This is a genomic window from Geobacter sp. AOG2 (assembly GCF_019972295.1).
In the GTDB taxonomy this organism is placed as follows: domain Bacteria; phylum Desulfobacterota; class Desulfuromonadia; order Geobacterales; family Pseudopelobacteraceae; genus Oryzomonas.
Genome location: NZ_BLJA01000001.1, coordinates 960,636 through 984,746 on the forward strand (window position 1 = coordinate 960,636; position 24,111 = coordinate 984,746).

22 protein-coding genes and 1 tRNA gene are annotated in these 24,111 nt (G+C 60.6%); 7 read left to right on the top strand and 16 right to left on the bottom strand.

The window, feature by feature from the left end; genetic code table 11:
* Positions 1-156: 156 nt before the first annotated feature.
* The 3 genes from LDN12_RS04435 to LDN12_RS04445 all read right to left on the bottom strand — a co-directional run bounded on the left by LDN12_RS04435 (position 157) and on the right by LDN12_RS04445 (position 2,661).
* Positions 157-393 carry a hypothetical protein gene (locus LDN12_RS04435; protein ID WP_223921479.1) on the bottom strand — a complete coding sequence of 79 codons (237 nt, stop codon included), beginning with the start codon at positions 391-393 and terminating at the stop codon, positions 157-159.
* Complete coding sequence (locus LDN12_RS04440) at positions 390-1,967, bottom strand: peptide chain release factor 3 (RefSeq protein ID WP_374045079.1); 1,578 nt, start codon at positions 1,965-1,967, stop codon at positions 390-392. The genes LDN12_RS04435 and LDN12_RS04440 overlap by 4 nt, the downstream gene beginning before the upstream one ends.
* A gap of 247 nt (positions 1,968-2,214) precedes the next feature.
* Positions 2,215-2,661: a DoxX family protein gene (locus LDN12_RS04445; protein WP_223921481.1), complete on the bottom strand. Its 447-nt coding sequence runs from the start codon at positions 2,659-2,661 to the stop codon at positions 2,215-2,217.
* Between the two features lie 771 nt (positions 2,662-3,432).
* Here LDN12_RS04445 and LDN12_RS04450 point away from each other — a divergent pair.
* Positions 3,433-4,512, top strand: coding sequence for a GGDEF domain-containing protein (locus LDN12_RS04450; protein ID WP_223921482.1), 1,080 nt, complete (start codon positions 3,433-3,435; stop codon positions 4,510-4,512).
* A gap of 52 nt (positions 4,513-4,564) precedes the next feature.
* On the opposite strand, the gene LDN12_RS04455 is transcribed toward LDN12_RS04450, so the two are convergent.
* Positions 4,565-4,828, bottom strand: a complete 264-nt coding sequence (locus LDN12_RS04455; RefSeq protein WP_223921483.1) for a hypothetical protein — start codon at positions 4,826-4,828, stop codon at positions 4,565-4,567.
* 788 nt (positions 4,829-5,616) lie between these two features.
* Positions 5,617-5,693 (bottom strand) — tRNA-Arg (locus LDN12_RS04460).
* Between the two features lie 123 nt (positions 5,694-5,816).
* On the opposite strand from LDN12_RS04460, the gene LDN12_RS04465 reads away from it, so the two are divergent.
* The 3 genes from LDN12_RS04465 to LDN12_RS04475 are packed head-to-tail and all read left to right on the top strand — an operon-like array spanning position 5,817 to position 8,456.
* The gene (locus tag LDN12_RS04465; protein WP_223921484.1) at positions 5,817-6,665 is read left to right on the top strand and encodes an MBL fold metallo-hydrolase; all 849 of its coding nucleotides are present in this window, start codon (positions 5,817-5,819) and stop codon (positions 6,663-6,665) included.
* An 11-nt stretch (positions 6,666-6,676) separates the two neighbouring features.
* Positions 6,677-7,282: a dephospho-CoA kinase gene (gene coaE / locus LDN12_RS04470; protein ID WP_223924024.1), complete on the top strand. Its 606-nt coding sequence runs from the start codon at positions 6,677-6,679 to the stop codon at positions 7,280-7,282.
* Entirely contained in the window at positions 7,275-8,456 is a 1,182-nt protein-coding gene (locus tag LDN12_RS04475) for a class I SAM-dependent RNA methyltransferase (RefSeq protein ID WP_223921485.1), read from the top strand. The genes coaE and LDN12_RS04475 overlap by 8 nt, the downstream gene beginning before the upstream one ends.
* Before the next feature lie 36 nt (positions 8,457-8,492).
* On the opposite strand, the gene LDN12_RS04480 is transcribed toward LDN12_RS04475, so the two are convergent.
* From LDN12_RS04480 to hrcA, 11 genes are all read right to left on the bottom strand, one after another.
* Positions 8,493-9,440: a M14 family metallopeptidase gene (locus tag LDN12_RS04480; protein WP_223921486.1), complete on the bottom strand. Its 948-nt coding sequence runs from the start codon at positions 9,438-9,440 to the stop codon at positions 8,493-8,495.
* Positions 9,437-10,414, bottom strand: a complete 978-nt coding sequence (locus tag LDN12_RS04485; protein WP_223921487.1) for a M14 family metallopeptidase — start codon at positions 10,412-10,414, stop codon at positions 9,437-9,439. Before LDN12_RS04485 ends, LDN12_RS04480 begins: the two co-directional genes overlap by 4 nt.
* Positions 10,415-10,434: 20 nt before the next feature.
* The gene (locus LDN12_RS04490; protein WP_223921488.1) at positions 10,435-11,298 is read right to left on the bottom strand and encodes a transglutaminase family protein; all 864 of its coding nucleotides are present in this window, start codon (positions 11,296-11,298) and stop codon (positions 10,435-10,437) included.
* 1 nt (position 11,299) lies between these two features.
* Positions 11,300-12,259, bottom strand: coding sequence for an alpha-E domain-containing protein (locus LDN12_RS04495; protein ID WP_223921489.1), 960 nt, complete (start codon positions 12,257-12,259; stop codon positions 11,300-11,302).
* A gap of 141 nt (positions 12,260-12,400) precedes the next feature.
* Positions 12,401-13,849: a circularly permuted type 2 ATP-grasp protein gene (locus LDN12_RS04500; protein ID WP_223921490.1), complete on the bottom strand. Its 1,449-nt coding sequence runs from the start codon at positions 13,847-13,849 to the stop codon at positions 12,401-12,403.
* A 205-nt stretch (positions 13,850-14,054) separates the two neighbouring features.
* Positions 14,055-14,324 (bottom strand): cytochrome C, encoded by a 270-nt coding sequence (locus LDN12_RS04505; RefSeq protein WP_223921491.1) that lies wholly within the window; start codon positions 14,322-14,324, stop codon positions 14,055-14,057.
* 24 nt (positions 14,325-14,348) lie between these two features.
* A complete protein-coding gene (locus LDN12_RS04510; protein WP_223921492.1) occupies positions 14,349-14,687 on the bottom strand; it encodes a hypothetical protein in 339 nt (112 codons plus the stop codon).
* A gap of 123 nt (positions 14,688-14,810) precedes the next feature.
* Positions 14,811-15,941, bottom strand: a complete 1,131-nt coding sequence (gene dnaJ, locus LDN12_RS04515) for a molecular chaperone DnaJ (RefSeq protein ID WP_223921493.1) — start codon at positions 15,939-15,941, stop codon at positions 14,811-14,813.
* Positions 15,942-16,066: 125 nt separating this feature from the next.
* Positions 16,067-17,986 (bottom strand): molecular chaperone DnaK, encoded by a 1,920-nt coding sequence (dnaK, locus tag LDN12_RS04520; RefSeq protein WP_223921494.1) that lies wholly within the window; start codon positions 17,984-17,986, stop codon positions 16,067-16,069.
* 157 nt (positions 17,987-18,143) lie between these two features.
* Positions 18,144-18,722, bottom strand: coding sequence for a nucleotide exchange factor GrpE (gene grpE / locus LDN12_RS04525; RefSeq protein ID WP_223921495.1), 579 nt, complete (start codon positions 18,720-18,722; stop codon positions 18,144-18,146).
* A gap of 35 nt (positions 18,723-18,757) precedes the next feature.
* Entirely contained in the window at positions 18,758-19,789 is a 1,032-nt protein-coding gene (gene hrcA, locus LDN12_RS04530) for a heat-inducible transcriptional repressor HrcA (protein WP_223921496.1), read from the bottom strand.
* Between the two features lie 404 nt (positions 19,790-20,193).
* Here hrcA and murI point away from each other — a divergent pair, with 404 nt between their 5' ends.
* From murI to LDN12_RS04545, 3 genes are read left to right on the top strand one after another with little or no spacing between them, the layout of a single operon-like run.
* Positions 20,194-21,012, top strand: coding sequence for a glutamate racemase (murI, locus tag LDN12_RS04535; RefSeq protein ID WP_223921497.1), 819 nt, complete (start codon positions 20,194-20,196; stop codon positions 21,010-21,012).
* A 3-nt stretch (positions 21,013-21,015) separates the two neighbouring features.
* Entirely contained in the window at positions 21,016-21,627 is a 612-nt protein-coding gene (locus LDN12_RS04540) for a GerMN domain-containing protein (protein WP_223921498.1), read from the top strand.
* On the top strand, positions 21,624-24,044 hold the full coding sequence (locus LDN12_RS04545) for a homocysteine S-methyltransferase family protein (RefSeq protein WP_223921499.1): 2,421 nt from the start codon (positions 21,624-21,626) through the stop codon (positions 24,042-24,044). The genes LDN12_RS04540 and LDN12_RS04545 overlap by 4 nt, the downstream gene beginning before the upstream one ends.
* Positions 24,045-24,111: the final 67 nt, after the last annotated feature.

Consider the following 24,111-nt stretch of genomic DNA (forward strand, 5'->3'; position numbering starts at 1 on the left):
AACGTCCTTTCGTGCGGCGTAGCGCTGCTACGCCTCCTCAGGTCATTCTGCGGGTGCGACGATCTGACTATTTTTGAACAACCTCAGTTATCCAACAGTCTGCTAAAAATTGGAAACGACAAAGGGCGGCCCTATGATGGGTCGCCCTTTGTCGTCCTATTTCTGGGCGTGAACAACCAGGCCTTTGGAGGTGGTTGCGACCTTGCAGTTGGAGTATCCCAGGTGCTTCAGCCGCCGCAGGATAAAGAAGGCGGCGATGGGGTGGACCCCCGGCAGGAAAAGCGGAAAGTGCGATAGGGGGAATGCCCGGATCGCCCGGAGCGTTGCCCGAAACGAACGCCTGTCCCGCCGTTCTCCGTGATCCTGTGGCTCTGTAGCGGATTTCGGGATCACGAATGTTCGCTGGTTTCGTGGAACTCCAGCTCCTTCCAGTTTTCTATGGTGTTGTCCAGGCGCCATTGGCTGCCGGCCATGTAGGTCAGTTTCCCCTCTCCGTCGATATAGACGTGCATGACCTCCTTCTTCTCGAACTCCTCGATCTTCTTCTTCTCGCCGGTGACCCAGCGGGCGGTCACATAGCTGACCGGCTCGAAGGCCACCTTGACGCCGTATTCGAACTCCAGGCGGTGCATGACCACCTCGAATTGCAAAAGGCCCACCGCTCCGATCACCCAGTCGGCTCCCATCAGCGGCTTGAACACCTGGGTGGCCCCCTCTTCGGCCAGTTGCACCAACCCCTTTTCCAGCGCCTTCGATTTCATGGGATTGAGCAGCCTGACCTTGCGGAAATGTTCCGGCGCAAAGCTGGGGATGCCGGTGAATTTCAGCTCCTCCCCCTGGGTGAAGGTATCGCCGATCTTGATGGTGCCGTGGTTGTGGATGCCGATGATGTCCCCCGGCCACGCCTCTTCCACGTTGGTCCGGTCCTGGGCCATGAAGATGGTGGCGTTGGCGATCTGCACCTCCCGCCCCAGACGCACGTGCCTGACCTTCATACCGCGGGTGAACTTGCCGGAGCAGATGCGAAAGAAGGCGATCCGGTCCCGGTGGGCCGGGTCCATGTTCGCCTGGATCTTGAAGGTGAAGCCGCTGAAGGGCTCCTCGTAGGGGGACACCATCCGGCTGATCGTTTCGCGGGGCAGCGGCGCGGGGGCATACTCCACAAAGGCGTCCAGAAGCTGTTGCACGCCGAAGGTGTTGATGGCGCTGCCGAAGAAGACCGGCGTCTGCTGTCCCGCCAGGTAGGCCTCCTGGTCGAAAGGATGGGCGGCCCCCTCCAGCAGTTCCACATTATGGCGCAACTCGTCCACCTGACTGCCCAATAACTCGTCCAGCAGCGGGTCGTCCAGGCCGGTGGCGGTCAGCACCCGCCCGGTGCCGTTGGCCGCATCGGGGTCGAAAAAGGTCAGTTCCTTGGTGTAGAGGTGGTAGGTCCCGCGGAAGCGCTTGCCCATCCCCACCGGCCAGGTGACCGGGGCGGTCTGCATGTGCAGGTTCTTCTCGATATCGTCCAGCAGGTCCAGGGGGTCCTGTCCCTCCCGGTCCAGCTTGTTCATGAAGGTCATGATGGGGGTATGGCGCAGGCGGCAGACCTCCAGCAGCTTCTTGGTCTGGCTCTCCACGCCCTTGACCGAATCGATGACCATCAGCACCGAGTCGACGGCGGTCAGGACCCGGTAGGTGTCCTCGGAAAAATCGTTGTGGCCGGGGGTATCCAGCAGGTTGATCTCGCAGCCGGAATAGGTGAATTTCATGACCGACGAGGTAACGGAGATGCCGCGCTGTTTTTCCAGCTCCATCCAGTCGGAGGTGGCATGACGGGCGCTCTTCCGGGCGCGGACTTCCCCCGCCTGCTGGATGGCCCCGCCGAACAGCAGCAGCTTTTCGGTGATAGTGGTCTTGCCGGCGTCCGGGTGGCTGATGATGGCAAAAGTGCGGCGCTTGTCGACTTCCTGCTGGTTGTGCATTTCCACGTGTACTCCCTTATCAATCGAAACGGTTGTTGAAAAACGGCCATCAGGCCTTCGTCCTCGAAAGCCACCTTGTGACTGAGGCCTCGGGCCTCACCCTTCGGGCGCCTTCGCAGGGCCTTCTGCGGGTGCGACGATCTGACCATTTTTGAACAACCTGAATTTTTCAGCAGTCTGAGGCAGGCCAGGCTCACCTCGGTTCACCTCGCTCCTCCCAGGAGAGCGGGCATACTCTCATCTGCTCCTATGATCTGAATACCAGGCGGTCCAGGCACCAGCGGCCGCCGCCGGCGATCACCAGGTAGAGCGCCATGCCCAAGAGCGCGATGTTGAATTCGATACCGTGGCCGCGGCCCGGTACGCAGTAGGTGTTCAGGAAAAAACCGTTCACCCAGCTGACCTTGTAGATGGCAACCAGCATGACCGCGGAAATGCCGGCCGCCGACAACCGGGTCAGGAACCCGGTCAGCACGCCGAAGCCGCCGCCGAATTCGGCAATGATCGCCAGCAGGGCGAAGATCGGCGGGACTCCCAGTTTCAGTTCGAAGGTTTTCAGGGTGGCGGTCAGCCCCTGTCCGCCGAACAGCCCCAGCAGCTTCTGCGAGCCATGGGCCATGAAGATCAGGCCGAGCGGTATCCGCAACATGAGCGGAGCCAACAGGTCGGTTGCGTCAAAACTTCCTTTTGCCATGAAGTCCCTCCGTGGGAAGCCGGATGTGCCGGTTATCCGGCCGCCGTGCGTGGTTTCAGGGCCGAGGCCGGAAGACGCATGATCGGCACAAGGATAAATGCGGCAAAAAATTCCAGTTGTGCAGCGATGAGCGGGAAAGCGGGGGTGGGAGGCCGGCCGGGAATGACCAACAGCACGCTGTTTGCGACGGAGATGGCGATGGGAGACGGGTGGAGCAAACCTTGGAGGTTGTCGGCGTGCCGTGCGTTGACAGGGGCTTCATGCGCGCCCTGGCTCCGTAAGCCGGCACTCTGTCCATCGGAGCTTGCCGGCCGTAATTTTTATACATTATCGCGCTGTTTCTCTTGGCTGCTCTCCGAATATCCCCTCTTGTCGCCTCGTTTTGTGTGTAAAAATATCGTCGAATATTAGCAGGCCGACGACGGGAAGTCCACAATTTTGAACCGGACGGGGCTGATGATCGTCCGGCGTTATGCCACCTTCCGGGCCTTCCCTGGCGCCCTTTGATTCCGTACCGTCCGCGCCCATGGAGGGCAGATTAATGTGAGGCCGGAATTATGTCAAAAACATGACAAAGCCATAAAGCCTATGCCAAATATTCATTGCAGTTAGTGAAAAACAATTGCATTAAATTCATAATTATCTGATATTGTGGCACATATCTATATTTGAAATTATGGCACACAAGTTGCTATATAAAATTTTGTCAGTTTAATGACTCTGAGAGGGCGGATACCGCAAGGGACGGCAACAGCGTTTTGGGAGACAGCCATGATACCGGAAACCAACTACAAAGACATGAAGGCTGAACGTGAACCCCATATCCAGGGCGACGATGGCGGTTGCCAATCGGAAGCCTTCCGGGCTCAGCTCGAGGAGGCAAACTTCATCGGCAGTTTCATGGCGGCGGTCAGCACGTCCCTGGAGCTTGACGGCATCTGTTCCACCGCGGCTCGGGTACTATATACTCATGCCCCCTACGACAGGATTGCCTTTGTTTTTTCGACGGATCTCGAAGACAGGATCATTGCCTTTTCCCCGGCCGTCCGGAAAGGAATACTCGCTGCCAAGTCAAAAGTCGCCCTGGACACAGCGTACACCCCCTTCACCTTGTTCGAGAGTTCAGGCGCTTCCGTGCGTTTCGATCTCCAGGATGACCTCGGCACCATTTTAATCTACTACAAGCCCGGTCACGGCGCGACTTTTTCGGATTCTCTCCGGGCAAGCATCGTGGCCTGTTTCAGCCAGGCAATCAGGAACGCCCTGCAACACGGCAGAATGAAAGACCTGGCCATGCGCGACGGTCTCACCGGGCTGTTCAACCGCTGGATTTTCGATGAAACCCTGGCCCAGCAGGTAGCCAGTCCGGACAAACACCCGGTTTCCCTGCTCCTTTTGGATCTCGACAATTTCAAACAGGTGAACGACACCTACGGGCATCAAGCCGGCGACCAGGTTTTGAAGGCCTTCGCCAGAATTCTCAAGGAAAGCTGCCGTGGTCACGACGTGGTCGCCCGCTTTGGCGGAGAAGAATTCGCCATCATCCTCACCCGGACCAAAACCGTTACGGCCCATGCCATTGCCCAGCGGATAAGGGACAGGCTGGCGAAGCAGGTCTTTACCTTTGACGGCCGGCCGGTTCAGGCAACCGCAAGCATCGGCCTGACAACCTGCCGGGGCGGGGACGCCGTTGTGGCTTCCAACTTCGTCAAACAAGCCGACCAGGCTCTTTATCAAGCCAAGCTGACGGGTAAAAACAAGGTGTGCGTATTCCCGCACGATTTGCTCAAGGATGCGGCGCCTGCTCCGGTCGGAGAAGGTTACGGATCGCTGGCGACGGCAAGCTGCTGACAGGCGGCTGTGGCCTGCCAAATTTGATGGCCGCCCGACTCTCCACGCAGTCTCATCTCTTCTGTTTCAGCTTTTTCTTTTCTTCGTGCGTCCACCAGGATTTGTGCCCTTCGTCCGCCCCGGCGCAAAATTCCTCAAAATCCGCAGTTCCCGGTTTGTACGGGCAATTCAGATTTACCTTGATCCCGGTTGACCGATAGGCCAGGGCGGCCATGAGTCCCCGCTTGAACGCCTCGCTCCTGGAGCCGGTCTGCTGGTTCAGGGTGTGTTTGAATATCTTGTCCGTTATGTCGTTTCTTGGCCTTTTCGAGTCCACTGCCGGTCTCCGTTGAAAGAATTAAACCCCTTTATGCCATGGGAAGCCTGCGGAGAGCAATAGCAACAGGACTTAGGCCCCGGTTCGGGTGGGGCAGGAGGGGGATGCCCAAGGCAACTCAAGGGAGAGATCCCCAGGCCAAGGTCCGAACACCCCGGCGCAGGAGCCGGGCCATTCCAGCATTCGCTGGCTCCGCGGTTTGAAGAGGGTTTGCCGCGGTTGCAATGTTGCCGTAGAGAGGCAAAGGGGCTATTTTGACAGGAAGTCGTAGCGATCCGGGTGGATGCAGAACCTATGGCTTTCATTGGAAATGGCAAAGATGCAGTTTACTCCCTGCTCCTGTAAAGCCACGCAGAAATAAGCCTGACTGGTCCCTTCCCGCCATGTACGACACAATGCATGATTTGGGTTTTCATTGTAGGTGGACATTTAAAACTTATCTAATGATATTCAAGCGTTGTCAATCACTCAAGTGTGCAAAGATTGTGCACAAATATGCGATTACCGCGCCCGCAGGCTCGGAACCGGGAACAGGCGCACGTGTCCCGGTTCAGCGGGAGAAGGCCGTATAATCCAGCGTGCTTGCTGCCGCCGACAAATTTTCAGGTTTGTACTGTATATGACAGGACGGGGAAAATGATGTTGAAGGTCAGTGGGGATTCGACAAACAAACTGGTAGTGGCTACCTCGTTTGATGATATGTTTCAGTCGCATAGCAGGCTCCGAAAAAGTTTGCAATTTGTTTGCAAAGACATTTTTCGGAGGTAACATGTCGAAACTAAAAGAATTGGCGGGCGGCATGGGATTCGAACCCACGACCCCAGGCTTCGGAGGCCTGTACTCTATCCAACTGAGCTAACCGCCCGTACCATTCCTGTCCGGTCCCGGACATTATCGAACCAAACTACACTAATTATGCCGCCAACTCAAGCCAAAAATCTGTCATTTTACCGGATGCTCTGTTAGTATGTGGCTTCGGGAGAGCAATATGAAACGCCTGTCCTTAGCCATAGCCTTTTTTGCCGTGCTGGCCGTGCCGGTTTTGGCCTCTGCCGCCAACTTCAGGTTTCAGAAGGTCGGCGAAGGCGTCTATGCGGCCCTTGCGGAACCGGGGAGCAGGGCCGCCAGCAATTGCCTGATCGTGGTGGCCGATTACCAGGTCATCCTGGCCGGCGCCCACTTCACCAAGGCTACCACCAGGGAGTTGATCGACTTTGTCAGGAGCATCACGCCGCTTCAGGTGCGCTATGTCGTCCTGACCCATCACCACGCCGGTTTTGACGCCCTGGATACGGACTTTCCCCTCAATGCCGACATCATCGTGTCGGAGCGGACCTGGCAGGTGCTCAGAAAAGAGCCGGGGCGGATCAAGAACCAGGTAATATTCTTCGAAAAGGGCCTGACCATAAAACGCGGCACCCGGGAAATCGTCATGACCGCCACCGAACGCGGCCACAGCGAGGGCGATGTCTTCGTCACCCTGCCCGAAGACGGGGTTCTGTTCACCTCCGACCTCGTGTTCAATGATGTGGGCGGCTACATGGGGGACGGTTATTTTCGCGACTGGATCGCGGACCTGGATACCCTGGCCGCGCTGGACGTGCGCACGGTGGTTCCGGGGCTGGGCGCGGTGACCAACGGTGACGGCATCAAGCGGTTCCGGTCCTTCTTCCGCGATTTTGCCACCGAGGCTTTACGCCTTGCCGCGAAAGGCCTCGACGTGGATGCGGCGAAACGGGAGTTCTCGCTGCCGCAATACCGGAACATGCCCGGATTCAAAACCTTTTTCGATGCCAATTTCCGCCGGGCCTACAACGAGTTGAAGGGGTTACAGTGAGGCCGCCCGGTATCCGCGTTATCGGCCTGACCGGCGGGGTCGCCACCGGCAAGAGCAGCGTGGCCCGCTTTTTCCAGGAGCGCGGCGTTCCGGTCATCGATGCGGATCAACTGGCCAGGGAGGCGGTGAGGCCCGGAAGTCCCTGCCTGGCGCAGCTTGTCGCGTTGTTCGGCGCCGGGGTGCTGAACCCGGACGGGGGCCTGGACCGCAAGCGTGTGGGGAGCATCGTCTTCGGGGATGCGGAGAAACGGCGGCTCCTTGAGGCGGTTCTGCACCCCGAGATCCGGCGCCTGGCCGAGGAACGCATTGCCCGCGCCGCCGAGGCTGGCCAGCGAACGCTGATCTACATGGCCCCGCTTCTGATCGAGGCGGGCGTTACCGACCGGGTCGACGAGATCTGGGTGGTGACGGTGCGGCCCGAGATCCAGCTCGAACGGCTCATGGCGCGCGACGGTATCGACCGGGAAGCGGCCGGGCGGATCATCGCCAGCCAGATGCCCCTGGCCGAGAAAGAACGCCACGGCAGGGTCGTGATCGACAACAGCGGGACCCCCGAGGAGACGCGCCTTCTTTTGGCGGCAATCTGGGAACAGGAGAGAGCGGCACATCATGAGTGAAAAGAAGCATATTCTGCGGCCCGGCCCGCGACCGGCCCCGCGGCCCGATCCGAAGATGACCTGTTTTGCCGCCGTTCCCCGCGGCGCCGAGGAGATTGCGGCCCACGAGCTTGAACAACTGGGGGTGGGGGATGTGGCCGCCGGCCGGGGCGGGGTTTCGTTTACCTGTAACCGGGAGGGCCTCTACCGGGCCAACCTGTGGCTGCGCACCGCCAGCCGGGTGATGGTGCGGCTCGCCGTGTTCCCCTGCGCGACCCCCGAGGAGTTGTATGCCGGGGTGCACGCCATCCCCTGGCCGGAACTGATTACCCCCGCCATGACCCTGGCGGTGGATTGCAGCCTGCGCGACTCCAACCTGACCCATTCGGGGTTCGTGGCTTTGAAGACCAAGGACGCCGTTGTGGACCGGATCCGGGAGGCCTGCGGCAGCCGTCCCAATGTGGATACGGCGTCGCCCGACGTGCGCATTAACGTTCATCTGTCCAAGAATGTCTGTACCGTCGGCCTGGACAGCTCGGGAGACGCCCTGGACCGGCGCGGCTACCGCCTGGAACGCAACGAGGCCCCCCTGCGCGAGACCCTGGCGGCCGCCGTGGTCGCCCTGACCGGTTGGGACGGCTCCATTCCCCTGGCCGATCCCATGTGCGGCTCGGGCACGATCCCCATCGAGGCGGCCCTGCTGGCCGCCCATGTGGCGCCGGGGCTGAAGCGCTCCTTCGGCTTCCAGCGTTGGCAGGATTTCGACGGGAAGCTGTGGAGCAGGTTGGTAAGGGAGGCGGAGAGCGGCATCGAACGGCTTCCGGTCGGCCTGGTCACCGGGTATGACCTGGACAGCCGGGCCTTGGTCCTGGCGGCACGCAACGCCGCCACCGCCGGGTTTGAAGGCCAGCTTCACTTCTTTCACGCGGCCCTGGAGGAGTTCAGGCCGGAGGGGGACAAGGGGGTTGTGATCATCAACCCGCCCTATGGCAAGCGTCTGGGGGATGAGGAAGAGCTGAAGGAGCTGTACTGCCGGATCGGGGATATCATGAAGCAACGCTGCCGGGGCTGGACCGGCTTCGTCCTGACCGGCAACCTGGAGCTGGCCAAATACATCGGGCTCAAGGCCGCGCGCCGGTATGTGCTCTTCAACGGGCCGATCGAATGCCGGCTTCTGAAGTACGAGCTGTATTGACCCCGTGAGCGGGTTTACTCTAAAACAGGGCGGCCCTCAGCCTCCCTTGGTGCAGATGCGCACCAGCAGGTCTCCCTCGAACAGCATGGGCTGGCGGCGGATGCCGGTCAACAGTCCTGCGGCCGGGGCGACTACCTTGGTACGGACGTTGCCGTTGAAGCTGTCGTAGATGTAGCCCAACTCCTGCCCTTTCGTTACCCATCCCCCCAGGTTCTTGTCCGAGACGAACATGCCGGCCCGGTCGGCATAGATGCGGACCGAGCATTCCCTGGTGAAGTAAAGGGCCTCCTGGTCCGCTTCGGCCACCTCCACCCCTTCCAGCACGCCGATCCTCCCCAAAAACGAAACCAGCCCCCGAAAGACCTGTTGGCAGTGGGGCAACTGTATGGAGCCCGCCTGCCCCACCTGCAACAGGAAGTTCTGGCCGGGCCAGTATTTCCAGGAATACATGAGGGTGGTGGTGAATACCGGACTCACCGAGCGCTCCATGATGGCGGAGAGTCCGAACAGGCGCGCGTTCTCCTGTTCTTCCGGCGTGGGGTCGTAGATACGCACCTGGGGCAGCTCTTCGAAGTACAGGTTGGAGCTGTGCAGGTCCACGCGGTAGGTCGATTTCTTGGTCGCCTCCAGCACGGTGTAGGCGATGCGCTGGGTGGTTTCGCCCATCTGGTTGCCGGGGAACATGCGGTTCTGGTCGCTCTGGTCGAAAGGCCAGGCGCGTCGCAGGGTGTTGGCCCCCAGCACGTTGACCGCCGGGATGATCAGGACCCGCTGCACAAGGCGCAGCTTCGGATAGGCGCCGCTTTCCACCGATTTGAGGAAATCGGCCAGGCGGGCCAGGATGTAGATGCCGTTGATCTCGTCGCCGTGAAGGCCGGAAACGAACGATACGACGGGGGGCGCCATCGGGCCGATCTCATGGCAGGGGATGGTGAAGTCTTCCCGCAGCGGGGCGGTCATCAGTACCAGGTCGCGACTGCTCACGAGAGCCTCCCTTTTCTGGCCATGACCCGTGCCATGAGCGAGCCTTCGTACACGAGCGGATATTCCCGCAGGGTAAAGAGGATGCCGTCCACCGGAGAGCGCACCTCGGCCAGGACGCCGCCCTGAAGGGGAGAAACGATGTTGCCCAGCAACTGTCCCTTGCGTACGTCGGCCCAGTGTTCGATGACCGGGACGAAGAGCCCCGAGGTGGGGGCGTTCAGGTAGTGGACGTTGCTGTCGTCGGCGATCAGGGGGAGATGGTTGAGGGGCGGCAGCTCCACGTCGGGGGCCAGTACGCCAAGGTCCTTCCAGAGGGTCAGGATGCCGGACATCAGTTGGCGGCAGTAATCGGGGGTGATACGCATGCCGACCCCCATCTCCACCACCAGGCAGGGGGTGCCGATGCTGTTGAGGCTGTGGGCGATGGTGGCCTCCAGTACGGTCATGGCGCCGTGAAGCCAGATCAGGTCCAGGTTCAGGCGCTGGGCCATGGGGACAAGGCTGTCGGCGAAGTCGGTGTTGATCCGGACCTGGGGGATCTCCCGCAGGTAGATGTTGCTGGCGTGGATGTCGATGACCAGGGCCGCGCCGGCCAGGTTCTCCATGGCGGCGTGGGCGATCCGCTTCGGCAGGTCCCCGCTGGAGCCCCCGGGAAAGTTGCGGTTCAGGTCGGTGTCGAAGACCGGGATGGCGCGGGTCAGGGTGTCCAGCCCCAGGGGGTTCATGGCCGGATAAAGCTCCACGGTGCCGGCCAGCCCCGCGGGATTATCCCGGCCCAGTTGTTCGAGCCAGTCTGCAAGCAGTTGGCAGACATAGAGCCCTTCCAACTCGTCGCCGTGGATACCGGCCACGATGGCGGCACGGGGACCGTCGCCGCCGCGATACACGGTGCGGCGGATGCAGAGTTGTTCACTGTAGGGCATCTCCAGGGAGAGGATGCATGAGGTGCTGATGGATAGGGATGATTCGGGCATGGCGCGTCGTTGCTCCAGGGTTATTGTTGAGAAATGGACAGCCGTATCACCGGTTCGTCGCCTGCGGCATCACCTTTGAAACTGCCCCGCTGGGGAGCGGCGTCCAGGTAATCGCGCCCCACGGCCACGGGGATGAACTGGTCGTTGGTAAGGATCCGCTGGGTGGCGTCGAAACCGGTCCAGCCCCGGCCGGGGATGATCACCTCGGCCCAGGCGTGGGTGGCGGGTGAAAACGGTTCCCCCCCCTCATCCCGGGATGCCAGGTATCCCATAACATATCGGGCGGGAATTTTCCATGACCGGACGATGGCGATCAACAGGTGGGCAAAATCCTGGCAGACACCGGCCCCGGCGTTGAGGGCCTGGGCCAGGGTGGAATGGACATTGGTCACGCCCGCTTGGTAGTGCAGTACCGTCCCGATCCACTCCATGGCCTGCTGCACCGATTCGATGATCTGGCAGCCGGGTTCGTGGCGGGGGAACGCCAGGTGCTGGTCCAGATGCCCCAGGTGCGGGGTGGCCGGGCTGCGGCTCAGGATATAATCGTACAGTGCGGGGGTGGTGCGCAACAAATCCCTCAGCCACTCCCGTTCGTCGCTTTGGGGCACCGGCAGGAAATCGAAGGGGTTTTCCAGTATGTTTTCGACCTGGGCGCGCATGCGGGTTACCAGGCGCCGGTGGGGCGGGATGACGTTGAAGGCGGTGACATGGTTGCCGAAATAGTCGCGGTAGTTGCGCAGCCCGGCAGCCGGTTCGGTCTCGATCTCCATGCCGATCAGCTTCTGGTGCGAATCCTCACGCGGCGTGAGGCGCAGTTCGATGTGATGCTCGCGCACCGGTTCCGGGTACTCCAAAACGGTTTCGTGTTCTATGAGGTAGCGCATATTACGGCTCTTCCATGTGGGTATCGAGGAAATCGGCCTGGGCCGCCTGGTTGAGGGCGGCGATGGCAACCAGGAACTTTTCCAGGAATTCATGCAGGCCGGTGGAAAAGATCCGTTCCGCCGAGTTGCCGGCCAACATGCTCTCAAGCTGCTCCATGGCCGCCGGAGAGCGTTGCTTGCCGGTGATGCCGGTATCGACCAGCGCCCGGCGCATGCGTTTGACCGTATAGGCCAGGGAGCGGGGGAACTCCTGCTCGAAGATGGTGAATTCAACGACGTCCATGGGACGGAACCCGGCGTGATACTTGCGGCGGAACGCCTCGTACCCGGAGAGGGACTTGAGAAGGGCCGCCCACTGATAGTAATCCAGGGCCGACCCGACCAGATTCAGGTCCGGCAGCAGCAGGTGGTACTTCACGTCCAGGATGCGGGCGGTCATGTCGGCCTGCTCCAGGAAGGTGCCCAGGCGATAGAAGCCGAAGGCCTCGCCCCGCATCATGGTGGTGGTGGTCAGGCCGTGGAAACGGGCGACCTCGCTACGCACAATGGAGAAAAACTGGCCGGCCCGCAGGGGGTGCAGCGGCGTTTTCAACTGCTGGTCAACGTTCAGCCAGAGTTCGTTGATGGCTTCCCACATCTCCCGCGAGATGCGGTCGCGGGCAATGCGCGCGTTTTCCCGCGCCAGGCGCAGGCAGGTGCGGATGGAGTTGCCGTTACTCTTCTCGGCGGTCATGAACTGCAACACCCGCCCCTGGGTGATCTGCCCCTCTCCGTACAGCCCGCTGAAAGCCGTCTCCGCCGAGGTTATGCTGAGCAAGGGCCGCCACTTGTCCCCTTCGGACATGTCCTCCTCGGCCTCCAGCAGATAGAGCAGGTTGATCTCCATCAGGCGGGCGGTATCGCCGGCCCGCTCAAGATAGCGGGACATCCAGTAGATAGAATCGGCTATGCGGCTCAGCATGGTGTGTCCTCTGTGATTACGGGAGGTTGTTGAAAAACAGCCATCAGGCCTTTGTCCTCGAAAGCCCTTTCGTGCGGGTGCGACGATCTGACTATTTTTGAACAACCTTGATTTTTCGACAGCCTGTCAGTATGTGTTTCCTTATTCGGCCAGGACCCAGGTGTCCTTGCTGCCGCCTCCCTGGGACGAGTTGACCACCAGCGATCCCTTGGTCAGGGCGACGCGCGTCAAGCCTCCGGGGACCACGTTGATATCGTCGCCGTAAATGGTGAACGGCCGCAGGTCCAGGTGGCGCGCCTCCAGCTCGCCGTCCATGTAGCAGATGTGGCGCGAGAGCTGCACCACCGGTTGGGCGATGTAGTTGCGGGGGTCCTCCTGAATCTTGACGGCGAACTCCTTGCGCAGGGCCGCTGTTGAAGCCGGTCCCATCAACATGCCGTAGCCGCCCGACTCGCTGACCGCCTTGACCACCATGCGTTCCAGATTGTCCAGGACATAGGCCCGCTCCTCGGGGTTGGTCATCTGGTAGGTAGGGACGTTGTGCAGGATGGGGGCCTCCGACAGGTAATACCTGATGATGTCGGGGACATAGGGGTAGACCGCCTTGTCGTCGGCGATGCCGTTGCCGGGGGCATTGACGATGGCGATGTTGCCGGCCCGCCAGGCATTGATGATCCCGGCCACCCCCAGCGTGGAATCGGACCGGAATACGAGCGGGTCGAGAAAATCGTCGTCCACCCTGCGGTAGATGACATCGACCCGTTGCAGGCCGGTGGTGGTTTTCAGGTAGACCACGTCGTCCTTGGCCACCAGATCGCGCCCCTCGGCCAACTCCACCCCCATCTCCTTGGCCAGGAAGGTGTGCTCGAAATAGGCCGAATTGTAGATGCCCGGCGTCAGCACGACGATCTCGGCCTGGCCTTTGCCGCGCGGCGATACGGCCCGTAGCGCCTCCAGCAGCAGGGCCGGGTAGTGCTCGACCCGGCGTACCCGGTATTTTGCAAAGAATTCCGGGAGGATGCGACGCTCGATGACCCGGTTCTCGATCATGTAGGATACACCTGAGGGCGTGCGCAGGTTGTCCTCCAGCACCAGGTACTTCCCGTCCTCGTCCCTGATGATGTCGATGCCGCTGATGTGCGTGTAGATGTCGTGGGGCGGGTCGATACCCATGATCTCCCGGCGGAAATCCTTGCCCTGGTAGATCAGTTCGGCCGGTACGACGCCGTCCTTGAGGATGCGCTGGTCATGGTAAATATCCTTGAGGAACAGGTTCAAGGCGCGGACCCGCTGCTTGAGGCCCGCCTCGATGATGCTCCACTCGCTGGCCGGGATGATGCGCGGGATCAGGTCGAAGGGCCAAATGCGCTCGATCCCCTCGTCCGAATCCCCGTAGACCGTAAAGGTGACCCCCTCGGCATGCAATGCCAGCTGCGATTCGTGGACCTTGGCCTCAAAGGCGTTCTGGCCGACCGACTGGATGTGCTCCCAGAGCGGCCGGTAGTGTTCACGGGGGGTGAAGCCATCGGTATAGAATTCGTGGTAGGAGATGCGGGGTTTATGGGATGTGTCGGAGGAGATGGCTGCCATAACGCACTCGTCTCTTTACAGGTGGTGTGTGCGGCTTGGTGAATATTGTAGCAAAATCAGGGCCAAGAAGGAGGCTTTATTAAACTGGCTGATTATACGATATTTTATGGTTGCGCCAGCCGCCAGCGGGCCAGGGGGATGAAGAAAAAGAGTCGAGTGAGATTAAAAAACAGGCAGCATCCCGATAGGGAGGCTGCCTGCCGGTCTATTTGCGCTGCAGTTTGTGGCAAAGCAGGCAGCGGTTTTTGGGGGGGTGATTGGGAGGAAAGGGCACCCCCTGTTCGTTGTGGCAGCTTTCGCACCCCTTTTCCGCTTCTTTTTTGCTGCCGGTCTTGGCGAAGGTTTCGTAAAACGGCTTATGCTTGTCGTCCAGAGGGACGAACTTGGTCTTCTCTTTGCCGGAGATGGCGAAAAATATGCCCAGAACCACAACGATGAGTCCGATGAACAGCCAGTCGCGCTTGTCGATTTTCATGAATAAACATTCCTTTTTCTGGATTCAGTCCGATTTGATGAGCGAGAAGTAGATGATCACGCCGCCGATAACCAACCCGCCGCCTATGAACGGCAGCATGGATTTCATGGATAATTCCTCGCCCGGCGCCGGCATGGCGAAACGCGCGATGACAATAAGGCCGAGCAGGGTGAACAGCGTCAGAAGCACGGTCTTGGAGCGTTTGACGACCCCGAAGAAAAACACTGCCGTGACAATGATCAGAAACGCCGGGTGGGTGAATATCTGCTTCAGGGTGAGATTCTGAATCGTATTCATCAGGTTTGCGGTTTCAAAGGGACGCAGCGCCTCGGTCGCTTTTTCCGCAAGCTGCTCTTTATCCATGAATGTGCTCCGCTTCCGACAGGTATAGACTCGATTTTGTGGAATAGTAATGCAAAACGGGATGCCCGGCAAGTCAATTTGACGCAGGCATCCCGTATCCTTACATGGGTGGCGGAGCAGCCGTCAGCTCAGGATATCCATCACCTTGTCCAGGAACCCTTTTTTCAAGGGGTGAACTTCCTCGCCGCTGATCTTGGCGAACTCCTCCAACAGTTCCTTCTGTTTTTTGTTGAGATTGGTGGGGGTTTCCACCCTGATGATCACCAACTGGTCGCCCCGGCCATAGCCCTGCAGCGAAGGGATGCCCTTGCCCCGCAGGCGATAGACCTTGCCCGACTGGGTACCGTCCGGGATCTTCATGGCCACCTTGCCGTCCAGGGTCGGCACTTCCAGCTCGCATCCCAGGGAGGCCTGGATGAAGCTGATGGGGATCTCGCAGATGACGTTGTTGTCTTCACGTTGGAAGATGGCGTGTTCCGTGACGCTGATGGCCACATAGAGGTCACCGTTGGGACCCCCTTTGCCCTGTCCCCCTTCACCGGTCATTTTGAGGCGCGACCCGGTTTCCACGCCGCCGGGCACCTTGACCGAAAGGGTCTTGGTATCCTTGACGCTTCCCTTGCCGCGGCAGTCCGGGCAGGGGTTGTCCACCACCTTGCCCTCACCGTTGCACTGGCCGCAGGTCTTGCTGACACTGAAAAAACCCTGCTGATACCGGACCTGCCCCGCCCCGCGGCAGGTGGGACAAACCTTCGGCTCGGTACCCGGCTTCGAGCCGGAACCGTTGCAGGTCCCGCATCGTTTGGCAAAAGGCACCTCGATCTTCTTCTCGACGCCGAAGGCGGCTTCTTCGAAGCTGATCTCCATGTTGTAGAGCAGGTCGTCTCCGCGCCGGCCCTGGGCACGTCCGCGTCCACCCCCACCGCCGCCGAAGATATCGCCGAAGATGTCGCTGAAGATGTCGCCGAAGGGAGTCCCGGCCCCGAATCCACCGAAACCGCCCCCGCCGAAACCGGCCCCCGAGACGCCGGCATGGCCGAACTGATCGTACTGGGCCCGCTTCTGCGCGTCGGAAAGCACTTCGTAGGCCTCGGTCACCTCTTTGAACTTCTCCTCGGCCGCCTTGTCATCCGGGTTCTTGTCGGGATGATACTGGATGGCCATCTTGCGGAAGGCCTTCTTGATCTCGGTCTCGGAGGCGTTGCGGTGGATCTCCAGTACCTCGTAGTAATCGCGTTTTTCGCCGTTTGCCAAAATAGTGTCCTTATGTATCCCGGAAAAAGCATTTGCCACAGAGCCACAGAGTCACAGAGGTAGGTAAAATCATGTGGTATCCTCTGCGTCTCCGTGGCTCTGTGGCCTGACTGCCGTTTTCAGGTTTATTTCTTCTCGTCCTTGACCTCTTCGAAATCGGCGTCGACGACCTTTTCGTCCTTGTGCTTCGAGGCGCCGGATTGATCGGCACCGGCGGCCTCACCCTCGCCTCCGGCCTCCTGGGTCTTGGCGTACATGGCCTCGGCCAGTTTGTGGGCCGATTGGGCCAACTCGTCGGTGGCTTTTTTGATCGCTTCGGCGTCGTCGCCTTCCATGACCTTCTTCAGTTCGGCGATCTTGTTCTCGATATTCCCTTTTTCAACGGCGTCGATCTTGTCGCCGAACTCCTTGAGCGATTTCTCGGTGCTGTAGACCATGCTGTCGGCGTGGTTGCGGGCTTCGATGGCCTCGCGTTTCTTGTGGTCCTCTTCCGCGTGGGCTTCGGCGTCGCGCACCATCTTGTCGATCTCTTCCTTTGAAAGACCCGAGGACGCGGTAATGCGAATGGATTGCTCCTTGCCGGTGCCCAGGTCCTTGGCCGAGACGTGGACGATGCCGTTGGCGTCGATGTCGAAGGTGACCTCGATCTGGGGCACGCCGCGGGGGGCCGGCGGAAGGCCGGTCAGCTCGAAGTTGCCGAGGGTCTTGTTGTCGCGCGCCATCTCGCGTTCACCCTGCAGGACATGGATGGACACGGCCGGCTGGTTGTCGGCGGCGGTGGAGAACACCTGGCTCTTGCGGCACGGTATGGTGGTGTTCTTTTCGATCAGCTTGGTCATGACGCTACCCAGGGTTTCGATACCGAGGGAGAGCGGGGTAACGTCCAAAAGCAGCACGTCCTTGACGTCGCCCTTCAGCACGCCGCCCTGGATGCCCGCCCCGATGGCCACCACCTCGTCCGGGTTGACGCCCTTGTTGGGGGTCTTGCCGAAGATGTCCTCGACCCGTTTCTGTACGGCCGGCATGCGGGTCATACCACCCACCAGGATGACCTCGTCGATCTCGCTGGGGGAGAGACCGGCATCCTTGAGGGCCGTGCGGCAGGGGCCGTCCAGTTTGGCCAGCAACTGGGCGCAGATCGATTCCAGCTTGGCGCGGGAAAGCTTCAGCGTCAGGTGTTTGGGACCGGAGGCGTCGGCGGTGATGAAGGGGAGGTTGATGTCGGTCTCCACGGAGGAGGAAAGCTCGCACTTGGCCTTCTCGGCCGCTTCCTTCAGGCGCTGGAGGGCCATCTTGTCGCCGCGCAGGTCAATGCCCTGATCCTTCTTGAATTCGTCGGCGATCCAGTCGATCACCAGCTGGTCGAAATCCTCGCCTCCCAGGAACGTGTCGCCGTTGGTGGACTTGACCTCGAAGACTCCGTCGCCCAGTTCAAGGATCGAAATATCGAACGTACCGCCGCCCAGGTCGAAGACCGCGATCTTCTCGTCCTTTTTCTTGTCCAGGCCGTAGGCCAGGGCGGCAGCGGTCGGCTCGTTGATGATGCGCAGGACGTTCAGGCCGGCGATCTTGCCGGCGTCCTTGGTGGCCTGGCGCTGGGAGTCGTCGAAATAGGCCGGCACGGTGATGACGGCGTCGGTGACGGTTTCGCCCAGGTAATCCTCGGCGGTCTTCTTCATCTTTTGCAGCACGATGGCCGAGATCTCGGGAGGAGAATAGCGTTTGTCGCGTACCTCGACCCAGGCGTCGCCGTTATCTGCCCTGACGATCTTGAAAGGCGAAATTGCAATGTCTTTTTTGACCGCATCCGTTTCAAACTTGCGGCCGATCAGACGTTTGATGGAGTAGAGGGTGTTCTCCGGGTTGGTGACGGCCTGGCGTTTGGCCTGCTGTCCCACGAGGCGCTCACCGTTGTCGGCAAAAGCCACCATCGAGGGAGTCGTGCGGCTCCCTTCGGAATTGGCGATAACGACCGGTTCGCCACCTTCCATGATTGCGACGCAGGAGTTGGTGGTTCCCAAGTCTATTCCGATTACTTTACTCATGATGGATAATCCTCCTTTGCATATCTTCTGTATTGATCAAGCTAGTCATTGCTTTGGAAAAAAACAAGGGTGCGGCAAAAATAAAGTGGACGGCGACGTATGGAGCGCAACGGGCCAGGCATTGCCGGAGACGTTATCCCGTTTTGCCCTCTTCGCTTCAGGCCTCTCCGTTCTTCGGGGAGGTCGAAACCGACACCATGGCCGGGCGCAGCAGGCGGTCCTTCAGCAGGTAGCCCTTCTGGTATTCCTCCACAACCGTGTTGGGAGGATGCTCGTCGGTCGGCACCTGGGCCATGGCCTGGTGAAAGGCCGGGTCAAAGGGGGCGCCGACAGCTTCGACCGGGGTCACGTTGAATTTTCGAAGCGACGTGAGCAGCATGACGTGGGTCATGCGTATCCCCTCCACCAAGGCGGGCAGCCCGTCATCGGAGGCGTGTTTCAGCGCCCGCTCCAGGTTGTCCAGCACCGGCAGAATCTCTTCGATCAGCGACTTGTAGCCGTAATTGAGCAACTCCTCTTTTTCCCGGTTGGCGCGTTTGCGGAAGTTTTCCAGGTCGGCGCGTTCCCGCAGAAAGCGGTCCCAGTTTTCCCGCGCCTCTTTTTCCTTGGCGGCAAGTTGCTCCTCGATCGTCAGGGGCTCGACTTCAAGCGCCCCGGCAGCGGCCTGGTCGGCAGTGCCGCCATCGCGGGAAGTTTGTTCGGCATTCTTCGGCTCAACAGTATCGTGCGCTTTCATGGTAGCTTGTAATCCTTTTCCCTATAAGTTTCCGCTCAAGTCTCCGTGAGCAACCGGCTCACCAGGCGTGCGGTGTAATCCACGATGGGGATGACGCTGGAGTAACCCATGCGGGTGGGGCCGATCACCCCCAGCAGCCCGACCGTATTGCTGCTGGTGACAAAACGGGAGGTGATCAGGCTGACGCCGGCCGACTGGCTCAAGGGCGATTCGGAACCGATATAGATCTGTACCCCGTCAGCCGACATGCAGCGTTCCAGCAGCTTCAACAGCAGCCCCTTCTGTTCGAAGGCGCGGAAGATATCCTTCATGCGCCCCACATCATTGAACTCGGGCTGGTCGAGGATCCGGGCCTGCCCCTCGACGAATACCTCGTCCCCCTCGACGGAAACCGCCTGTTCACTCAGGCGCAGGGCGCGCAGCATGAGGCTGTCGTACCGTACCTTTTCGGTGCTCATCTCTTCCAGGATGCGGTGACGCGCCTGGGAGATGGTGAGCCCCTGCATAAGCTCATTCAGATAATTGCCCATGGTGACCAGGTCGGCCTGGGGGAGTTCCGTGTCGGTCTCCACCAGGCGGTTCTGCACCGTTCCATTGCTGGAGACCAGGATCGCCAGCACCTTGTGGCTGCCGATACGGATGAATTCGATGTGGCGGAACACATCCGCGGTAAAGCTGGGCGCCACCACGAGACCCATATAATTGGAAAGCGACGACAGGGTCCGGCTGGTTTCCTTGAGGATTCCCAACAGCCCCGATCCGGCCTCGCGACAACGGCGTATGATCAGTTTTTTTTCATCGCGGCTTACCTGCCGCAACGCCACGAGGGAATCGACGTAGAGCCGGTAGGCCTTTTCGGTAGGTACCCGGCCGGCCGAGGTATGGGGTGAGGTCAAAAGCCCCATTTCCTCCAGATTGGCCATGACGTTCCTGATGGTGGCCGGCGAGAGGGGCAGGGCGTGCCGGCGCGCCACGGAACCGCTCCCGACCGGCTCGGCGGTGGCGATGTAATCCTCGACGATCGCTTCGAGTATCTGTCTGCTTCTTATCGACAGTTCCACATCCATGGCAAAACCTCAAAAAAATAGCACTCAACATCCTGGAGTGCTAATTCTTGATTTCAAGGTAATAAGTGGTTCCTGATTTGTCAAGGACAATGAGGAACTTGTTCGCAAATAAGGCTTTGCGGCATCGCATCCCGTCTTCGGGGCGTCCGTCCCTGCCCCTCAAGCGCACACTCCTCGACGCAGCCCTGCTACGCCTGTGGTTCTGCTCAATCAGACCAGGAAAATCCGGCCTGGGTCCGGGCGCGATACCTGGCCAAAGTTATGTGCGAACAAGCTCCGGAAGATATTCCGGCGTTTGCGCTTCTCCGTCAAATGGCTTGCCTCTGTAGATCAAAGGAGTATATAATTCCAAATTCTCCAGAGTTTAGGAGAATTCCAGGAGAGCACCGGGAGGGATAAGAGGCGTGTCTTGGCAGGCCATCGGCATATTTGATTCGGGGGTGGGAGGGTTGACGGTGCTGCGGGAGATCACCCGGACCCTTCCCCAGGAAGATACCATCTACTTCGGCGACACGGCTCGGGTGCCTTATGGCACCAAGTCGCCCGAAACCGTGTCCCGCTACGCCCACGAGATTACCTCGTTTCTCATGCGGCGGGACATCAAGCTCTTGGTCGTTGCCTGCAACACCGTCTCGGCCGTGGCGCTTCCCGGGCTGAAGCGGCAATTTCCCCTCCCGGTCGTCGGGGTGATCGAGCCGGGGGCGCGCCGCGCGGTTGAAGTGACCCGCAGCGGGCGCGTGGGGGTGATCGGCACGTCCGGCACCATCAGGAGCAGCGCCTATACCCGTGCCATCAAACGGCTCAAACCGGATGCGGAGGTGTTGACCCGCGCCTGCCCGTTGTTCGTCCCCCTGGCGGAGGAGGGGTGGGTCGACAACCAGGTGGCGCGCCTCACGGCGGAGAGCTACCTGCTGGAACTGAAAGAGGCCGGAATCGATACCCTGGTGTTGGGCTGCACCCACTATCCCCTCCTCAAACCGCTCATCGCCGAGATCATGGGGCCGGACGTAACCCTGGTGGATTCGGCTGAAGAAACGGCCCGGACCGTGGCCGCCATTCTGGCCGACAAGCATCTCCTGCGCCCGGCGACGGAGAAGGGGAACCATCACTACTACGTCAGCGACATCCCGGCCGGTTTTATCCGGGTGGGGAACCGTTTCCTGGGGGGGCGACTGGGGGATGTGTATCAGGTTGACCTTGACAAAGACGGGGAGGAGTGCTGAAAAATGCCACCGATTCGGCGCAAACGCATCAATATAGGTCTGGTTCTGCCGTTTCTGGTAATTGCCCTGGTGTTCGGCGGGATGCTCTGGCAAAAATATCAAGCCAGCCACAAGATTCCACCGGCCCCGCAGATCAGTCAGCCTTCGGGAACCCGTACGGCGGTGCTGTTTTTTGTGGCCGACGGTAGCCGGTTGGCGCGCGAGGCCCGCGAACTGGAACCGTGCAATGAAACCGGGGCGTGCATCAGGAATACGCTGGACGCGCTTTTGAGCGGCCCGCTGGGAGACTATGACGAAGCCCTGCCGGAAAGCACGGTGCTGAACAGTGTCCGCCTGGAAGGGGCCACGGCCGTCGTCGATCTGAACCGGAGTTTTGCGGCGGACCTGCCGTCGGGCAGCTCGGCTGAAATGTTGGCGGTGTATTCCCTCGTCGATACGATTTGCGTCAATTACCCCCAGGTCCGCCGGGTGAAGCTCACGATCGAGGGAAATGGTTCCGCCGTGCTGGGCCATCTGGACCTGTCCGAACCCCTGGAGCCCGATTATTCCCTGGAACAAGCCGCCGGACAAACTCCGGCCGCCGCGCCATCCCTACCGAAAAAGGAAACGCCATGAAGCCATTTCTCGAAGCGATACAGGAAAAGGTGCTTATTCTCGACGGAGCCATGGGCACCATGCTCCAGGAACGGGGGTTGAAGCCGGGGCAGTCTCCGGAGGAACTCAACCTGACCATGCCGGAGGTGGTGGCATCGGTGCACCGCGATTATGTTGCGGCCGGAGCCGACATCATCGTCACCAACACCTTCGGCGGCAGCCGTTTCAAACTGGCCCATTACGGCCTTGAGGGACGGCTGGCCGAGATCAACGCCCGCGCCGTGGAGATCGCGCGCAAGGAGGCCAAAGGCCTGGCGTATGTGGGTGCTTCCATCGGTCCCACCGGCCAGTTCGTGGAGCCTGTGGGCGAGATCCCCTTCGACGGGATGAAGGACGCTTTCCGCGAACAGGCGGCGGCGTTGATCGATGCCGGAGCCGACCTGATCACTCTGGAGACGTTTCTGGATATCAAGGAGTGCCGCGCGGCCCTGATCGCCATCCGCGAGGTTTCCGCGACCATCCCGGTCATCGCCATGCTGACCTTTGACGATAACGGCCGTTCGGTGCTGGGTACGCCGCCCGAGTCGGCCGCCATCACCCTGGCCGCCGCCGGGGCCGACATCATCGGTTCCAACTGCGGGCTGGGGGTGGACGGCATCTACGATATCCTCTGCAAGATGCGCACGGCGACCCGCCTGCCGCTGATCTCCCAGGCAAACGCCGGCTTGCCGCAACTCATCGACGGGGCAACCGTCTTTCCCGGTACGCCGGAGGAGATGACCGCCTATCACGAACGGATGATCGGGCTGGGAGTGCGGGTGATCGGCGGCTGCTGCGGCACCACCCCTGCCCATATCCGCGCCATGAAGGCGGCGCTCGGTACGATGCAGGAGCCCTGGAGGCCCCACCCGGAAACGACCGGCGCCACGCTCCTCTCCAGCCGTTCAGGCTGGACGGTGGTGGGGGGAGGCACCAAGACCGCCATCATCGGCGAGCGCATCAATCCCACCGGGAAAAAGCTCTACTCCCAGGAACTCCAGGAAGGCAAGGTGGCCTATATCCGCCGGGAGGCCATGGAGCAGGTTGCGGCCGGAGCGACCCTTTTGGACGTGAATGTGGGAGCGCCGGGTATCGACGAACCGGCCGCCATGGAACGGGCCGTGTTCTGCGCCGCAGCGGCGGCCGCCGTACCCCTGGTGCTGGATTCCTCCAGCCCGGCCGCTCTGGAGCGGGGGCTCAAGGCCGCCGACGGCAAGGTCCTGATCAACTCGGTTTCCGGCGAGGCCAAGAGTCTGCGTCGCGTGCTGCCCCTGGCCAAAAAATACGGAGCCGCCGTGATCGGCCTGGCCCTGGACAAGAAGGGCATCCCCGATACCGCCGAGGGACGGCTGGCCATCGCCCGCCGTATCCGCAACGCCGCCCGGCGGCACGGTATCCCTGACGCCGACATCATCATCGACTGTCTGACCCTGACGGTCAGTGCCGAGCAGAAACGGGCCGCCGAGACCTTGCGGGCCATCCGGCTGGTCAAACAGAAATTGGGGCTTTCCACGGTACTGGGGGTCAGCAACATCTCTTTCGGACTGCCCCAGCGTCCGCTGATTTCGTCGGCATTCTTCGCCATGGCCATGGAGGCCGGGCTGGATGCCGCCATCATCAATCCCAAGGACCGGGCCATGATGGATGCCTGGCGCTCGGCCATGGTGCTTCTGAACCGCGATCACCAGGCGGCGGCCTACATCGAGGCTTATCGCGGCGAACAGGTCCCCGCGGCGGCTCAGGCCGTTGCGTCCGATATCCCGCTTTCCATTCGCGAACGGCTTGCGCGGGCGGTCATCGATGGCGACCGGGACGGCATCGTCCCGCTGGTGGAAGAGGCCTTGCGTGAGGGGTTGGCCCCGATGCAGGTCAGCAACGAGGGGTTTTTGCCCGGCCTGGAGGAGGTGGGACGGCGTTTTGAGAAGAATATCTTCTTTCTGCCCCAGGTCATGCAGTCCGCCGACACCATGCAGGCCGGTTTCGCCCGCCTGAAAGAGGAGATGAAAGGGCAGGCGTTCGAGAGTCGCGGCCGCATCCTCATGGCCACCGTCGAGGGGGACATCCACGACATCGGTAAAAACATCGTCTGCACCTTGCTGGAAAATCACGGCTTCGAGGTCTTCGACATCGGCAAGAACGTCTCTGCCGCCACCATTATCGCCAAGGCAAAGGAACATGCCGTCGACGCAGTGGGGCTCTCGGCCCTGATGACCACCACCATGTCCGAAATGGGCAATGTGATTAAACGGCTCAAGACCGCCGGGATAAAAACCTTCACCATGGTGGGGGGGGCGGTGGTCACCCAGGAATACGCCGACCGGATCGGTGCCGACCTTTATGCCCGCGACGCCATGGAGGCGGTCGCCAGGATCAAGCAACTGCTGGGGGCGGAGGGGTGATCCGTTCCGGCGGTTTAGCGGCGAGACCTCATTTAAATCGAGTATTTAACATATTGCAGTCATTTGG

Coding starts and splice junctions, on each gene's coding strand:
- LDN12_RS04510 (WP_223921492.1), bottom strand. CDS start 14,687: ATGGATAAAGAGCAGCTTGCGGAAAAAGCGACCGAGGCGCTGCGTCCC.
- LDN12_RS04500 (WP_223921490.1), bottom strand. CDS start 13,849: ATGGCAGCCATCTCCTCCGACACATCCCATAAACCCCGCATCTCCTAC.
- LDN12_RS04545 (WP_223921499.1), top strand. CDS start 21,624: ATGAAGCCATTTCTCGAAGCGATACAGGAAAAGGTGCTTATTCTCGAC.
- grpE (WP_223921495.1), bottom strand. CDS start 18,722: ATGAAAGCGCACGATACTGTTGAGCCGAAGAATGCCGAACAAACTTCC.
- LDN12_RS04475 (WP_223921485.1), top strand. CDS start 7,275: ATGAGTGAAAAGAAGCATATTCTGCGGCCCGGCCCGCGACCGGCCCCG.
- LDN12_RS04445 (WP_223921481.1), bottom strand. CDS start 2,661: ATGGCAAAAGGAAGTTTTGACGCAACCGACCTGTTGGCTCCGCTCATG.
- LDN12_RS04485 (WP_223921487.1), bottom strand. CDS start 10,414: ATGCCCGAATCATCCCTATCCATCAGCACCTCATGCATCCTCTCCCTG.
- dnaK (WP_223921494.1), bottom strand. CDS start 17,986: ATGAGTAAAGTAATCGGAATAGACTTGGGAACCACCAACTCCTGCGTC.
- LDN12_RS04540 (WP_223921498.1), top strand. CDS start 21,016: ATGCCACCGATTCGGCGCAAACGCATCAATATAGGTCTGGTTCTGCCG.
- LDN12_RS04495 (WP_223921489.1), bottom strand. CDS start 12,259: ATGCTGAGCCGCATAGCCGATTCTATCTACTGGATGTCCCGCTATCTT.
- LDN12_RS04450 (WP_223921482.1), top strand. CDS start 3,433: ATGATACCGGAAACCAACTACAAAGACATGAAGGCTGAACGTGAACCC.
- LDN12_RS04465 (WP_223921484.1), top strand. CDS start 5,817: ATGAAACGCCTGTCCTTAGCCATAGCCTTTTTTGCCGTGCTGGCCGTG.
- LDN12_RS04505 (WP_223921491.1), bottom strand. CDS start 14,324: ATGAAAATCGACAAGCGCGACTGGCTGTTCATCGGACTCATCGTTGTG.
- hrcA (WP_223921496.1), bottom strand. CDS start 19,789: ATGGATGTGGAACTGTCGATAAGAAGCAGACAGATACTCGAAGCGATC.
- LDN12_RS04490 (WP_223921488.1), bottom strand. CDS start 11,298: ATGCGCTACCTCATAGAACACGAAACCGTTTTGGAGTACCCGGAACCG.
- LDN12_RS04440 (WP_374045079.1), bottom strand. CDS start 1,967: ATGCACAACCAGCAGGAAGTCGACAAGCGCCGCACTTTTGCCATCATC.